Source organism: Bacteroides intestinalis, from assembly GCF_003464595.1.
Lineage (GTDB): Bacteria > Bacteroidota > Bacteroidia > Bacteroidales > Bacteroidaceae > Bacteroides > Bacteroides intestinalis_A.
The window spans coordinates 58,071-73,750 of record NZ_QRZF01000013.1 but is presented as its reverse complement, the minus strand read 5'-3'; the positions used below and the strand labels follow the sequence as shown (position 1 = coordinate 73,750).

At 42.0% G+C, this 15,680-nt stretch carries 9 protein-coding genes and 1 pseudogene; all 10 read left to right on the top strand.

The annotated features are described in order from the left end of the window. Positions 1-258 precede the first annotated feature (258 nt). The 10 genes and pseudogenes from DWW10_RS26610 (at position 259) to DWW10_RS17085 (ending at position 15,677) form a co-directional block, all read left to right on the top strand. Positions 259-858 carry a beta-L-arabinofuranosidase domain-containing protein gene (locus DWW10_RS26610; RefSeq protein ID WP_310592500.1) on the top strand — a complete coding sequence of 200 codons (600 nt, stop codon included), beginning with the start codon at positions 259-261 and terminating at the stop codon, positions 856-858. Beyond that, entirely contained in the window at positions 779-1,609 is an 831-nt protein-coding gene (locus tag DWW10_RS26605; RefSeq protein ID WP_310592499.1) for a beta-L-arabinofuranosidase domain-containing protein, read from the top strand. Before DWW10_RS26610 ends, DWW10_RS26605 begins: the two co-directional genes overlap by 80 nt. Then, a complete protein-coding gene (locus DWW10_RS17120; RefSeq protein WP_118421971.1) occupies positions 1,609-1,851 on the top strand; it encodes a DUF6805 domain-containing protein in 243 nt (80 codons plus the stop codon). Before DWW10_RS26605 ends, DWW10_RS17120 begins: the two co-directional genes overlap by 1 nt. Then, on the top strand, positions 1,848-3,461 hold the full coding sequence (locus DWW10_RS17115) for a glycoside hydrolase family 43 protein (protein WP_409012372.1): 1,614 nt from the start codon (positions 1,848-1,850) through the stop codon (positions 3,459-3,461). The genes DWW10_RS17120 and DWW10_RS17115 overlap by 4 nt, the downstream gene beginning before the upstream one ends. Before the next feature lie 623 nt (positions 3,462-4,084). Next, positions 4,085-4,240: pseudogene (locus DWW10_RS17110) on the top strand (MFS transporter); the annotation flags it as partial. 363 nt (positions 4,241-4,603) lie between these two features. Continuing rightward, positions 4,604-6,280 carry a glycoside hydrolase family 43 protein gene (locus DWW10_RS17105; protein WP_409012373.1) on the top strand — a complete coding sequence of 559 codons (1,677 nt, stop codon included), beginning with the start codon at positions 4,604-4,606 and terminating at the stop codon, positions 6,278-6,280. Positions 6,281-6,401: 121 nt separating this feature from the next. Then, a complete protein-coding gene (locus DWW10_RS17100; protein WP_118421969.1) occupies positions 6,402-9,461 on the top strand; it encodes a SusC/RagA family TonB-linked outer membrane protein in 3,060 nt (1,019 codons plus the stop codon). An 11-nt stretch (positions 9,462-9,472) separates the two neighbouring features. Continuing rightward, entirely contained in the window at positions 9,473-11,161 is a 1,689-nt protein-coding gene (locus DWW10_RS17095; RefSeq protein WP_118421968.1) for a RagB/SusD family nutrient uptake outer membrane protein, read from the top strand. Between the two features lie 242 nt (positions 11,162-11,403). After that, positions 11,404-13,839: a glycoside hydrolase family 95 protein gene (locus DWW10_RS17090; RefSeq protein ID WP_118421967.1), complete on the top strand. Its 2,436-nt coding sequence runs from the start codon at positions 11,404-11,406 to the stop codon at positions 13,837-13,839. A gap of 38 nt (positions 13,840-13,877) precedes the next feature. Beyond that, on the top strand, positions 13,878-15,677 hold the full coding sequence (locus DWW10_RS17085) for a glycoside hydrolase family 43 protein (protein ID WP_118421966.1): 1,800 nt from the start codon (positions 13,878-13,880) through the stop codon (positions 15,675-15,677). Positions 15,678-15,680: the final 3 nt, after the last annotated feature.

Here is a 15,680-nt window from a genome sequence, read left to right as displayed (position 1 = left end):
TTATTTATTGTTCTTAAGACTCTGATCAATTTCGACAGGACAAAAGTAGAGAATGGCTTTAAAACTTTTTGCATTAATAGGTTGCAAGATTATTTAAGAGGGTTACGTGTTAGACTTTTATATCTTGCGCAACATAGACAAAGAGAAATGTAACGCTATGTTTATAGTGTGTACTATAGCTAAAGATATGTGTTTCATGTTTTTATTAGAATTTGCTGCCTGTGGGGTATCTTTGCGACAAAGAAAAGAGAAAATGCCATGAATTACAGAATTATCTTAATCTTATTTACGCTACTAGCCGTCGCAAGTGTGAATGCTCAAGATAAGTTGTACAGCAACACTTTCCCTCTATGTGATGTCAAACCGTTGGATGGTTCTTTCAAGCATGATTGTACATTGAATATAAAAGTTCTTCTTCAATATGATACAGATCACTTGTTGGCTCCTTATCTAAAAGAAGCCGGATTGATCCCCAAAGCGGAGAGCTTTGAAAATTGGATTGGGTTAGACGGATATGTAGGCGGACACTATCTGGCCGCTTTGGTTATTCATTATGCTGTAACAGGTGACAAAGCCTGCAAGGAAAAAATGGACTACATGATTGCCGAACTGAAACGCTGTCAGTTGCAAAATGGTGATGGATATGTGGGGGATGTTCCGGGCGGGAAGAAAATTTGGGCTGAAATAAAAAAAGGAAATGCCGGAGTTGTATGGAAAGTATGGGTTTCTTGGTATAATCTACATAAAATGTATGCCGGATTAAGGGATGCGTGGCTATATGGAGGAAATGAAGAAGCGCGGAAAATGTTCCTTGATTTGTGTGATTGGGGGGGTAACCGTCATCGCTCCTCTCAATGAAGAACAGATGGAACAAATGCTTGCCAATGAGTTTGGAGGAATGGATGAAATTTATGCAGATGCTTATCGGATGACAAAAGAGAAAAAATATTTGGATGCGGCCAAACGTTTTTCTCATAAATGGCTTTTTAATAGTATGGTTGTACATGTGGATAACTTGGATAACAAACATGCCAATACGCAAGTGCCTAAAGTTGTGGGCTACGCCCGGATTGCGAAAGTTGATAAAGACAAACAATATGCGAATGCTGCCGATTTCTTTTGGGACAGGGTGGTCAATCATCGTTCTTTATCGTTGGGAGCCAATAGTCGTCGGGAACATTTCGCTCCGGCAGATGATTGTAAAAGTTATGTGGAAGACCGGGAAGGACAGGAATCATGCAATATGAATAATATGTTGAAACTGACAGAAAATTTATTTCGCATGAATCCATCAGCAAAATATGCGGATTTTTATGAACGCGCTTTGTATAATCACATATTATCCACCCAACACCCGGAGTATGGAGGTTATGTTTACTTCACACCTGTGCGCCCCGCCCATTATCGTGTCTACTCATCACCCAACAGTGCTATGTGGTGTTGCGTTGGAACAGGTATGGAGAATCATGGGAAATATGGAGAATTTATTTATACCCATGTTCATGATTCACTGTTTGTCAACCTGTTTATAGCATCAGAATTGAAGTGGAAAGAAAAGGGAATAGTTATAATGCAGCAAACCAATGTGGTGGACAGAACCTGTCATTGATGGTATGTTATTGGGGAAATGAAACAGAGAAACACTCTTCTGATATCCTGGTTGACGACCAACTGCTATTAGAAAGAAACGCAACGGGAAAATGGAATCGGAAAGAGTTTGTGAATGAGGAGTATGCCATTCCTTCAATCATGACAGACGGCAAGGCATTCATTACCGTCACCTTTCGTAGCAAATTAAACACCGCTACTGGCGGGATATTTTATATTCGTTTATTAAAAAAAGAAAGATGATTATGAGAAAGACAATTATTTCATTGTTGCTTCTGTCCGCCACTTGGGGGTATGGGGCCACTAATCCGCAGCAATCGGTATCGGTAGATACGGCAACTGTATTTACTAATCCTGTCCTTTGGGCAGATGTTCCTGATCCGGATGTTATCCGCGTAGGGGATATTTTTTACCTGATGAGTACCACCATGCACCTGATGCCGGGTGCTCCCGTGATGCGTTCAAAGGATCTGGTGAACTGGGAACTGGTCAGTTATTTATTTGACAAGTTAACAGATACTTCCAATTATGATTTGAAAAACGGAACGGTATACGGTAGGGGACAATGGGCAACTTCCATCCGTTATCATAACGGGAAGTACTATGCCTATTTTTCACCGAACGACAAACCTTACAAAGGGTATGTTTATTCAACTTCCGATCCTGCAGGAAAATGGCAGTTGGTATCACGTATTCCCCATTTTCATGATGCTTCTCTCTTTTTTGACGATGATGGTCGGGTTTATATTTTTTATGGAACTGGGCAATTGAGGGAGTTGAAAGCTGATTTGTCTGGCGTTAAGGAGGGCGGTGTGGATATGCATATTTTTCAGAAAGATGCGGAAGAAACCGGCCTGTTGGAAGGCAGCCGGGCTATCAAGCATAATGGAAAATATTATCTGTTGATGATTTCCTGGCCAAAGGAAGGGCATCGCAGACAAGTATGCTATCGGGCCGATAAGATTACCGGACCGTATGAGAAACGTGTTATATTGGATGACGCTTTCAATGGTTTCCCGTATGTGGGACAAGGCACTATTGTAGATGATGCCAAAGGAAACTGGTACGGGGTGATTTTTCAAGACCGTGGCGGAGTGGGACGTGTGCTTACTTTAATGCCTTGCCGCTGGGAAAATGGTTGGCCGATGTTAGGAGATAAAAAGGGATGCGTACCGAAGATAATGGAGAAACCCATTCAAGGCTGTCCGCCTGTTCCATTGGTGGTTAGTGATGATTTTTCTGATAAAGAGATGAAGATGAACTGGCAGTGGAACCATAATCCGGTAAATGATGCCTGGTCTTTGAGTGAACGCCCCGGATATTTACGTTTGAAAACAAACCGTATAGTAGATAATCTTTATGCTGCACCCAATACGCTGACTCAGCGTATGGAGGGTCCCAAGTGTAGCGGTGTCATCGTATTGGACACCTCTCATATGAAAGAAGGCGATGTAGCCGGTTTCAGTGCTTTCAACGGACATTCAGGGCTTTTATCGGTCATAGCTGATGGAAACAAAAAATATCTTACGATGAACACTAATATCGTGGATTTGCGTAATTCCGATAAAGCAATACTGGGAGTAGAGAAGTCTGAAAAGGAGCGGGTGGAATTGAAGCAGAACCGGATTTATCTCCGTATTGACGGTGATTTCCGTTTGGGACAAGATATCGCTACTTTTTATTATAGTTTTGACAACAAAGCATGGAAGAAAATAGGAACGGATTTCAAAATGAGATTTGATTATATGAAACTGTTTATGGGTACTAAGTTTGCCCTCTTTAATTACGCCACGAAAGAACTTGGTGGATATGTGGATATTGACTTCTTTCATTACACTAAAGACGGGAAATGAAGAAAAAGACTATTTTGATTAGTTTGGGAATTCTCCTTATTTGTGTCGGTGCGTTTTTTGCATAGGAAATTCCTTATGGAAAAATAGATACCATTACGTATGTTTCGAATACGGTATGAACTAACCGCAGAGCATTGGTTTATACCCCTCCCGGTTACGATGGTCAGAAAAAATATCTGGTACTGTACTTGCTACACGGCATCGGGGGGATAAAAAGGAATGATACACTTAGGGTGCTCCCCATCTGATACTGGATACTCTCATTGCACGGCGAAAAGCCTTGCCTATGGTTATGGTGTTTCCTAATGGACGTGCTCAAAGAGATGACAGGCCTATAGGGCAATATTCAATTATTGTTCAAACCGATGTATCAACAACAAATTAATGAATACAGCACTCCTGACGGCACAATGTAGCATGGATAAAGAAAAATGTAGCGATGCTTTGGAAAGATGTATCACTGATAAAGATACATGTAGCGTGATTCTTCTAAGATTTCATTTTCATGGTCTACCTTTGCATCATGACAGAGGGAAAGGTCGTTTTCAATAGGTAGAAAAGCATTCCGGTTCATAGGGTGACCGGAATTGCTTTTGTTTAAAAAAACTTTTAAATTAATATCCATGAACACACAGAATCAAAAAGTTTCAATAACCGAGAAAATCGGTTACAGCTTGGGGGCGGCAAATCTGATCTTCCAGATGATGATGATTTACCAGACTAAATTCTATACGGATATATTCGGGCTTGAAGGAGCCGTTGCCGGAACTGTGATGCTGCAGGATGTATCATGACAATAGAACCGTCAAGTAATAGTACTGAATGGTAGAAAAAGAGGTCCTATTTCACCTTGTGGATAGTACTTTTCTCTCTCAATGTATCTTATCTAAAGATTTGTGTAACGTTAGAAAATAAGTTTGTAACATTCTTAAAGATGTTCGTAACATGATTGTGACATGGAAAATAAACTGAATCTTAAATTTGCAATGATAAAGGCCCTGTTCTAATAGGAGAGACACATAAATGAAAAACACTTTCCTTTATTGCGGCTTAGACTTAGAAATCTAACTTATAAATGAAATGTAATGAAGAAGAATCTAATTTTTAAACGATGGTTAACCATACTATTCTCCATATATATTATGGTAGGCGTATCAACTTCGTGTAATCCCATGAAAAAGAACCAAGATCTTCCCCTTATCGGGAAATCTGTAGCTCTCTTCGACAATTTCAACTACAAAGGTGAAGATGACTTCTATGTATCAAATCCTCTGTCGGATAAGAAATGTTTCTACAATCCGATTTTACCAGGATGGTATTCCGATCCGAGTGTCTGTACTAATGGTGAGGGGGATTATTTCTTGGTAACTTCCACTTTCTCTTATTTTCCGGGAGTTCCTATTTTTCATAGTAGAGATTTAGTAAATTGGAGACAAATAGGTCACGTATTGAACCGTCCGTCACAATTGGTAAAACTGGAAGGTCAGGGAATCAGTGGTGGAATTTTTGCTCCTGCTATCAGCTATAATCCGAAGAATAAGACCTATTATATGATAACCACCAATGTTGGTGCAGGTAATTTCTTTGTGAAGACTCAAAACCCATTCGGTGAATGGTCTGAGCCGATAATGCTTCCGACTATTATAGGAATTGATCCTTCTTTCTTCTTTGATGAAAACGGTAAAGCATACATTGTTAATAATGACGATGCTCCGGATAACAAACCTGAATATAGCGGTCATCGAACTATTCGTATACAGGAATTCGATGTAAACACAGATAGGACTATAGGTCCGCGTAAGGTTTTAATAAATAAAGGTGCCCGTCCCGAAGATAAGCCGATTTGGATTGAAGGTCCACATCTATATAAAATCAATGGGAAATATTTTTTAATGGCTGCCGAGGGGGGAACCGAAGGTTGGCATTCTGAAGTGATTTTCCGAAGTGATTCCCCCATGGGCAAATTCACTCCTTGGAAGAATAATCCAATTCTGACTCAAAGACATCTGCATCCGGAACGTCCTAATCCTATCACTTGTGCTGGACATGCCGATTTGATCCAGGCAAAGGAAGGAGATTGGTGGGCGGTCTTCTTGGCTTGCCGCCCTGTCAACAACAAATTTGAAAATCTGGGGCGTGAAACTTTCCTTATGCCGGTCAGGTGGAGCGAAGACGGTTTCCCCTATATGACACAGGGTGAAGACCTGATTCCTATGATTGCCTATCGTGAGGGAGTGGAACGGGACAGCACCGTGACCTTTGGTAACTTTGAAGTAAAAGATGACTTCGATGATACAGCGTTGGAAATGAACTGGCTGACTTTACGAGCTCCAGCCACTGATTTATATTCATTGGACGAGACTCCGGGATATCTGACATTAAAATGTGCCGATATAAGTGCTACGGAAAAGAAGACCCCGGCTTTTATATGCCACCGCATGCAACATCACAAATTTGAATGTACCACGCGTATGTTGTTCAATCCAAGTGATACGGAGGCAGCTGGACTACTATTATTCAAAGATGAAAAACATCAATATTTTCTGGCTGTAAGTAGAGACGGAACCGACAAATGTGTTTCTCTGCGAAAGGTCGATGAAACTGAGACAAAAACATTAGCCAGCCGGCCTATAAGCGAGGAGGTGAAGACGATGAACCTGAAAGTTATCTCGACAGGTACCCAATATGATTTTTATTATTCGACCGAAGCCGAAGATTGGAAGTTACTTTGTAAGAATGTGGATGCATCCTACCTTTCCACTGCCGTAGCCGGAGGATTTACCGGAACAACAATCGGTATGTATGCAACTAAAAAATAGCCACATTAAAGAAGATATAAAATAAGTGACTATTGAATAAAACTACTTCCTGAGCGGAAGTTGCCTAAGCAAAAGAATAATTATTCTAATAATAACATTTTAACAATTAATTATTAATAACATGAGAAACTCAATTAATCTGAGGCTGCTTAGCCTTACATTATTGTTGTGCTTATTTCCAACGTGGATAATTGCACAAAGTCTTTCTATCAAAGGAAGTGTGAAAGACACAATGGGCGAACCTATAATTGGTGCTAATGTACTAATTGCAGGAACTACCAATGGAATTATAACCGATATAGATGGAAACTTTACTCTTACAGTTCCAAAGAATGGGGAATTGGTTATATCATATATAGGTTATCAAACTCAAACTGTTAAGCTAAATAAACAAACAACCATTGAAATTATTTTAAAAGAAGATGCAGAAGCTTTGGAAGAAGTTGTTGTTGTCGGATATGGAAGTCAAAAGAAAGCGACACTGACCGGTTCGATTGCCAATGTTGCTGGAGCAGAGATTGCCAAAAGCCCGTCAGTTAACTTGGGGAGTTCTTTGGCCGGTAAGCTTCCAGGTCTTATAGTGAACCAGCGTTCAGGACAGCCTGGTGATGATGATCCTTCAATGAAGATTCGTGGACGTGCCTCTTTCGCCAGCGATAATGGTCCATTGGTTATTATTGATGGTATGGAGCGTGGCAACATGACCCGACTGAATCCGGATGATATTGAGAGCTACACTGTCTTGAAGGATGCGTCAGCCGCCATTTATGGAGCACGTGCTGCCAATGGTGTAATCTTGATTACCACAAAAAAGGGAACAAAGGGAAAGCCACAGTTCAGTTTCTCTCAAAATGTAGCGCTCTCCGCACCTACCGTTAAGCCCAAAGTATTGAACTCAGCTGAATATGCTGAAGCATTCAACGAGGGTTATTGGTATCGTTTGGGCCGTCCCGAGTCAGGTTATACACCTTACTACTCTGACGAAGCCATTCAGAAATATAGAGATGGCTCAGACCCTGTATTGTATCCAAACACCAATTGGTTGGATGAAACAATGAAGAGCCATTCTATGCAATACGTTACAAGTATGCAAGTAACGGGAGGTACAGATAAGGTTAGTTATCTGCTCTCATACAGATTTCTGAAACAAGGGTCAGGCTATCACCACAATCCTATTGATTATAGGCAGCACACTGTACGTGCCAATATATCTGTTGAGATGAATGATTATCTGACTATTGGTGCCAACATCAGTGCCATGATACGTGACAGGATGACTACTCCTACATACCAAAGCGACAATTTCTGGAATATCGTCCATGCCAGTCCTACTCTTGTTGCCCGTTATCCCAATGGCCTCATTGGGCCAGGACGTTTGACAGAGAATCCACTTCTGCTGGATAGAAGAGGTTATCAGAAAATGAATAATACCCCTGTAAGTTCTTCGTTTACAGCTACTTTAAAAATACCGTATATAAAGGGATTGAAAGTTGAAGGTTCTTTTAATTATGACTTTAACAACCAGTTCCAGAAAAATGTGAGAACCCCATATACTTATCATGAATATAATGTTAATACCGGAGAATATGAGGAGAAAAAGGGTACAGGCTCTAATTCTTCAGTCATTCAGGTACAGGACGAGAGCTGGAAATGGACTACTTTGATGTGGAATACTCGTTTGGTGTACGAGACGACCATCAAGGAAAACCATAATATTAGCGCAATGTTGGGTATAGAGCAGCAACAGGGCACTTCTAACTGGATGAAAGCTTATAGAAAGAACTTCTTGACATCTTTATTGCCGGATATTGATCGTGGCAGTTCTGCAGCAGAAGATAAGGATAATGGAGGTAATTCAGGAAGAGACGGACGTAACAACTACTTCGGACGTCTCAATTATGATTACCGTTCAAAATATATGGCAGAATTCATCTTCCGTTATGACGGTTCCCATAAATTCCCAGAAGGTAAGCGATACGGCTTCTTCCCAGCTGCCTCATTTGGATGGCGAATTTCAGAAGAACCATTCATGAAAAACTTGTTCCCAGATATTGACCAACTTAAACTGCGTTTCTCTGCAGGACAGACAGGCTATGACAGTGTTGACGCCTATCAGCATTTGCAGACATATTCCATTGGCGGAAATTACGTATTCGGCACAACAGATACAAGTGGTATCCAGGCAGGAGTCATGCCCAATTCTGATATTACATGGGAAGTAAGTACCAAATATGATTTAGGTTTTGAAGGTGGATTTAAGAATGGACTGATTGGTTTCAACCTTACCTTGTTCCAGGAAAACCGTTCAAGTATTTTGGCATCACGAAACCTCTCCATTCCCGGAACACTGGGCTTCACTGGATTACCAAATGAAAATATCGGTAAGACCCGCAACAGAGGCTTTGAGCTCGAACTCAGCCATAGAAACCGTGTGAACAAAGATTTCTTCTATGAGATTATTGGAAACATCGCTTATGCAAAGAGCAAGATCATCTATATGGATGAGACACCTAACACGTTCGAGTACAGAAACCAGACCGGACGTCCAATCGGTGCCGATCTCTTTTATAAGGCAGATGGCATTTTCCATACTCAGGAAGAACTTGACAACTATCCTCATGCTGCTGGAACACAAGTCGGAGATATCAAGATCGTCGATTTGAATAAAGACGGTAAGATTGATTCTGATGACCAGTACCGATTCGGATATACAAACACGCCTCGTACGGTTTTTGGACTAACTACAAATTTCCAGTATAAGAATCTTGATCTTAGCCTTTTCTTCCAGGGACAAGCGGGTGCTTACAATTACGATGACCGTTTTGAAATTCTCGGTAATGCATCTTACGACAATGCATACGCTGAGCGTGCAAAGAACCGTTGGACTGTTGACAATCCCAATGGAACCATGCCACGTTCAGACGGCTACCAGCCAGGAAAGTCAACATTCTACTTGCAGGATGCTACATTCATTCGTTTGAAGTCTGCTGAATTGGGATATACACTTCCGAAAATATGGATCTCAAAGATTGGATTAACAGATTTGAGAGTGTATGTCAGTGGATTTAACCTGTTGACATGGGCTAAAGAGATCAAGCATATTGACCCAGAAATTAGTGACGGCAGCTTGAACTATCCTCAGCAGCGTGTAATAAACTTCGGTTTAAACGTTAAATTTTAAAATAGAATAAAATGAAAAAGTATTTAATAATTTCTGCTATTGCATTATTTTCGTCTTGTTCTGATATTTTGGACATCACCCCATCTGACAAAATTACAGATGCGGCAGTTTGGACAGACGCCAATCTGGTATCAGCATATCAGGTAGAATTGTACAATTGTGTACAGAACGGTTTCAGAAGTTGGAATGATTGGCTGTCCAAAGGAACAGATGAAACCTATCCTTCCATCAACTGGGGACCAAGTATGTACCAGTGTGGTGAAATGACTCCTGATAATATCGGTTCTTTGGATTATTGGAATACAGGATACCAGTATATCCGAAAGATTAATCTGTTCATTGAAAAAATGAATAATACTACCCTCAATATGGGTAATAAGGATTGTCTGGTAGCAGAAGCAAAATTTTTGAAGGCATGGATTTATTTCCAATTGATTACCCGCTATGGCGGAGTGCCTATTATCAATGAATGTTACAGTCTTGAGGATGCCTCTTCCGTTACGTTCACTCGTAACACCCTTGATGAGTGTGTAACCGAAATCGAGAGACTGATTAATGAAGCCATTCCGGCTCTTCCTCAAACTTATTACACCGACAACGCCAATTTTGGTAGGGCTACCCAGGACGTATGTCGTGCATTGCTGTCACGTACTTATCTCTATATGGCATCTCCACTGTTCAATCCAAGCAATGATAAGGCCAAGTGGCAGAAAGCAGCTGACGCTGCAAAAGAATTCATGGATAAGGCCGGTAATACCTATGAGTTGTATCCTGATTATGGCGAAAGCTTCAGATTGACTTCCGGAATATTGAACAAAGAGTGGATTTGGGGTCGTAACTTTACCTCTACCAATGGACACGATGCTCCTATGGATAATTTGGGACGCCGCTGGGGAGGCTATGGAGGATGGTTCGCAAGCAATGGTCCTTCACAAAACTTGGTGGATGATTATGATATGCAGTCAACCGGTCTGCCTGCATTCAAATGGGTGAACGGCGAGAAGGTGCTTAATGAGGAGTCCGGCTATGATCCTCAGAATCCTTACGCTGACCGCGATCCACGTATGGATGCTACTGTAATTCATGACGGTGCCGTTTATCGTGATGTTACTCATGAAATGTGGATTGCCGAAGATCAACAGACCTGGGGATATGACTCTTATAAGCAAAGTGGAGATAACCCACGTACAAACTATGTGCTCCGTAAGTTTATGCCAGAAGCTGATCAGGCTATTGGTTGGGAGATTAAATGTGTCATTCCATGGCCATACTTCCGTCTTGCTGAAATCTATTTGAATTATGCGGAAGCTATGTTCGAATTGGGTAATGAAGATGCTTGCAGAGAGTATATGAATAAGGTGCGTAGCCGTGTTAACATGCCGGGTATTTCTTCTACTGTGACAGGAGAGGATCTGAGACAGCGTCTTTATAATGAGCGCCGTGTAGAATTTGCTTTCGAGTCTCATAGAATTTTCGATGTGCGTCGTTGGAAGATTGCGATGGAGACTGAAAACAGAGATATCTATGGTATGGATATATATCTGGATACTAACACCGGCAGAAAGAGATATGAACCGGTGAAGCTGTATGACAAGAAGGGTAAGTTCACAGAAAGAATGTACATGATACCTGTTTCGAATGACGAGTTAAGGAAGAATAACGGCACTCTGGAACAGACCTCTACATGGATCGATTATTAAACAGACTTATTGAAGGTAAGTAGTATTTTTAACTATCCATACTTGTAAAACGATTAAAGAATAATTGTTTTGTAGGTAAAAACAAGTAGGATGAGAAGATTTATGTTTTCATCCTACTTTTGTTTATACCAAAACAAAAAGAATAATATCGAATTTATATTGTTATAATACAAATTTTGATATATATTCATGATCAATAATGTAAAATAGAATGTATATCTTGTAGATAACAAATTGTAAATATGAAAAAAGGAACTTTATTAATAATGCTATGCATTGCCACTATTTCTATCAGAGCTCAAGAACTAAAACTATGGTACAGTCGTCCGGCAAATAACTGGACCGAAGCTTTACCTTTGGGCAATTCACGCTTGGGAGCGATGGTGTTCGGCGGAATCGCCCGCGAGGAATTGCAATTGAATGAGGAAACTTTCTGGGCCGGATCACCCTACCATAACAACAATTCCAAGGCATTGGAGGTGCTTCCGCAAGTCAGAAGATTGATTTTTGAGAAGAAGAATCGCGAGGCGCAACGCCTGATTGACGAGCACTTCTTCACTCCATGGCATGGCATGAGTTATTTGACATTGGGTAGTCTTTATTTAGATTTTCAAGGACATGAGAAAGCCACCGATTTTTATCGAGATCTTAATCTGGAAAATGCCACGGCAACCATCCGTTATAAAGTGGACAGCGTGACTTATACGCGTACAGCCTTTACTTCTTTTACAGACAATGTCATTATCTTACATATGCAAGCTTCTCGTGCAGGGGCACTCACTTTCTCTGTTTCACATACCGCACCTTTGGTATCTCAGCCAACCACGAAAGGTGGCAAACTGGTTTTACGGTGCGAAGGACAGGAACAGGAAGGAGTACAGGCTGCACTGAAAGCCGAGTGTCAGGTGCAGGTAAAGACGGATGGTGTGGTAATAACATCAAACAAAATGTTGGAAGTAACCAGAGCTACAGAGGCAACCTTGTATATATCCGCTGCAACGAATTTCGTAGATTACAAGACTATCAGCGGCAATGCTTCCAAACGGGCGGCAGAATATCTGAAACGTGCTCTGCGCATACCTTATAATGAAGCATTGGAAAATCATATTATGGCTTATCGCAAGCAATTCAACCGTGTATCCCTTTCGTTGCCAGCTTCAGCCCAATCAGAATTGGAAACTCCTGTGCGCATCCGGGATTTCAAGAACGGAAAGGATCAAGCTATGGCGGCTTTACTTTTCCAATTCGGACGTTACCTGTTGATTTCCTCCTCACAGCCCGGTGGACAACCGGCCAACTTACAAGGGATATGGAACCACAGCACGCATGCTCCGTGGGATAGTAAATATACCATCAATATCAACACGGAAATGAACTACTGGCCTGCCGAAGTCACCAATTTGAGTGAATGTCACTCGCCACTGTTCAGTATGCTGAAAGATTTGGCGGTGACAGGAGCTGAAACGGCTCGTACCATGTATGGATGCCAAGGATGGATGACACATCACAATACCGATTTGTGGAGGATAGCCGGTGCCGTAGATTTTGCAGCGGCCGGTATGTGGCCTAATGGCGGTGCATGGTTGGCCCAGCACATCTGGCAGCACTATTTGTTTACAGGCGACCGTCAGTTCTTGAAAAAATATTATCCCATTTTGCGTGGAACCGCCCGCTTCTATCTGGATTTTTTAGTGGAACACCCCGAAACCGGATGGATGGTCACCGCTCCCTCGGTATCTCCTGAACATGGTCCCATTACTGCCGGATGTACAATGGACAACCAAATTGCAGCCGATGCGTTGAGGAATACATGGCTCGCCGCACAGATTCTCGGAGAGCCAACTGTTTTTCAAGATTCGTTGAAACAGATGTTACGTAAACTTCCACCTATGCAAATTGGACGGCATAACCAAGTGCAGGAATGGTTAGATGATATAGACGACCCGAAAGATGAGCATCGGCACATATCCCATTTGTACGGACTTTATCCCAGTAACCAAATTTCACCTAATCAACACCCCTTACTGTTTCAAGCTGCCCGGAACACGTTACAACAACGCGGAGACATGGCCACCGGATGGAGTATCGGCTGGAAGATAAACTTTTGGGCGCGTATGCTGGATGGCAATCACGCTTACACCATTATCAAAAATATGTTGAGCCTTTTACCTAACGATGCCTCATCCAAAGAGTATCCCGAAGGAAGAACCTATCCAAACCTGTTCGACGCTCACCCTCCTTTTCAAATTGACGGCAACTTCGGCTATACTGCCGGAGTGGCGGAAATGTTGTTGCAAAGCCATGATGGTGCGGTACAACTGCTACCAGCACTTCCCGATTCATGGAATGAGGGAAGCGTAAAAGGATTAGTGGCACGTGGCGGTTTTGTGGTGGATATGGAATGGAAAGGCTCACAACTTGTTCATGCCCACATTCATTCACGCATCGGCGGAGTTTTGCGTATCCGTTCATATGTCCCGCTGAAAGGTAAGAATTTAAAGAAAGCTCATGGCGAGTGCCCGAATCCATTATATGCTCCTGCCGAAATACAGGAACCTTTAGTCTCAAAAGATTTAAAACCTCAACTACCGTTACTGTATCGTACTTATGAATATGATATAGAAACACAACCGGGGAGTGATTATGAACTGGAAGTGTCATGGAATGGAATGCAATGAGAGCTTCTTGATATGTAGGACTTGCAAAAGACAACAGTATGAAGAGATATTATTTAGAACACCGTCAAATAATCCTTATAGTCATCTGCCTTATGACTATTATAGGTTGCAAAACTCAGGAAAGGGATAATATCCTTTTGAACGAGCAAAGACAAAACGGTTACTGGGGAGATATGGGTGACGGTACTTACCGGAACCCTATTCTCGCAGCAGATTTCAGCGATCCCGATCCTATCCGTGTGGGAGATGAATATTATATGGTATCCTCAACTTTCGAGACTTCACCAGGAGTGACGGTACTTCATTCGAAGGATCTCGTAAATTGGAAGATAATAGGGGGAGTGTTTAATGATTTGTCAGAAATCAATGATGCCTTTTCTTATAAGCAAATGATGCGTTATAATGGTGGAGTGTATGCGCCTTCCATACGTTATCACAATGGACTGTTCTATGTATATGTAAATCTCTATACAGATGGAATGTTTGTGGCAACAGCAAAAGACCCGGCAGGAAAATGGGACATTTGCGCTTTGAGAGATAAGAACGGTAAGCCCTTGATGTTAGCCGGATGGACCGACCCATGCCCTGTATGGGCTGAAGATGGAAAGGCTTATCTCGTGAGCAGTAATCCTGGGAAGATATGGTACGGCTATCTGTTCGAGATGACTCCTGACGGTACCCAACTGCTGGATGCGGATGTGGAACACATGAAAGTACGCAATATCGTGTATGAATACCCTAAGGGAGGGACGCTGTATAGCCCTAATTATTCTACTGAGGGGAATAAGATATACAAGCGCAACGGATATTACTATATAGTGCATATAGAGTTTCTGGAGGGCGGTAAAGGTGCCGGTACTTATATCTATCGCTCCAAGAACATTTACGGAACAAAGAAAGACGGTACCCCCGGCAAACCAGGGGATATCGGTGAATACGAAATGAGACGCATTGACCTTCATGTCAATCCCTACAAACAGGAACTGCCGGGACAAGGCGGTTTTGTGGATACGCCTGACGGACGCTGGTTCTGGATAGCGCAGTTCAACCGTTACGGTTCTGACGGGCGTACTCCTTGTCTGTTGCCGGTGACCTGGATAGAAGACTGGCCCATTATAGGTGATTCTATAGAGGACGGCTATGGCAAAATGAACTGGAGACTTCCTAAACCGATAGCATCATCCGCTTCTTTCCTGCCCCATGGTAGTGATGATTTCTCTTCATCGGAATTGAAGCATTTCTGGGCCTGGAATCACCAGCCAGACAACGAGCGTTGGTCTTTAACGGAACGTCCCGGTTTTTTACGCCTATATGCCGGAGCCACAGCAAACGGTACGGATTCCCTCTTTCTGGCAGCCAATACGATTGAACAACGCTACATGAGTTCAGACACGGTGGCTGTAACGGTAAAAATGGATATTTCGGGCATGTCGGAAGGGCAAAAGGGCGGAATGGTACATTTTAACGGAGGAATAGATTATGCACTCTGCGGAATTCAATATCTGAAAAATGGCAAACATGTGATTTACGAGAAGAACGGACAAGTGATAAACAGTACCCCCCTGCCGGAAGGAGTCGGGACGATATATATCCGTTCCGTTTCAGGATTCGAAGAACGGGATGAAAGTAAACAATATACCACGGAAGGGCAACACTTTCTATACAGCCTTGATGATAAGACTTTTATTCCTTTTGGAGAAGAATTCAGAATGAAAACGGCAAATTTCAGAGGTGATATGATAGGCATTTGTACCTACAATAACAAAGAGGCTAAAGGCTACATAGATGTGGATGATTTTAGCTATTATGTGGGTAACAAGCCCAATACGCAACGTTGATAA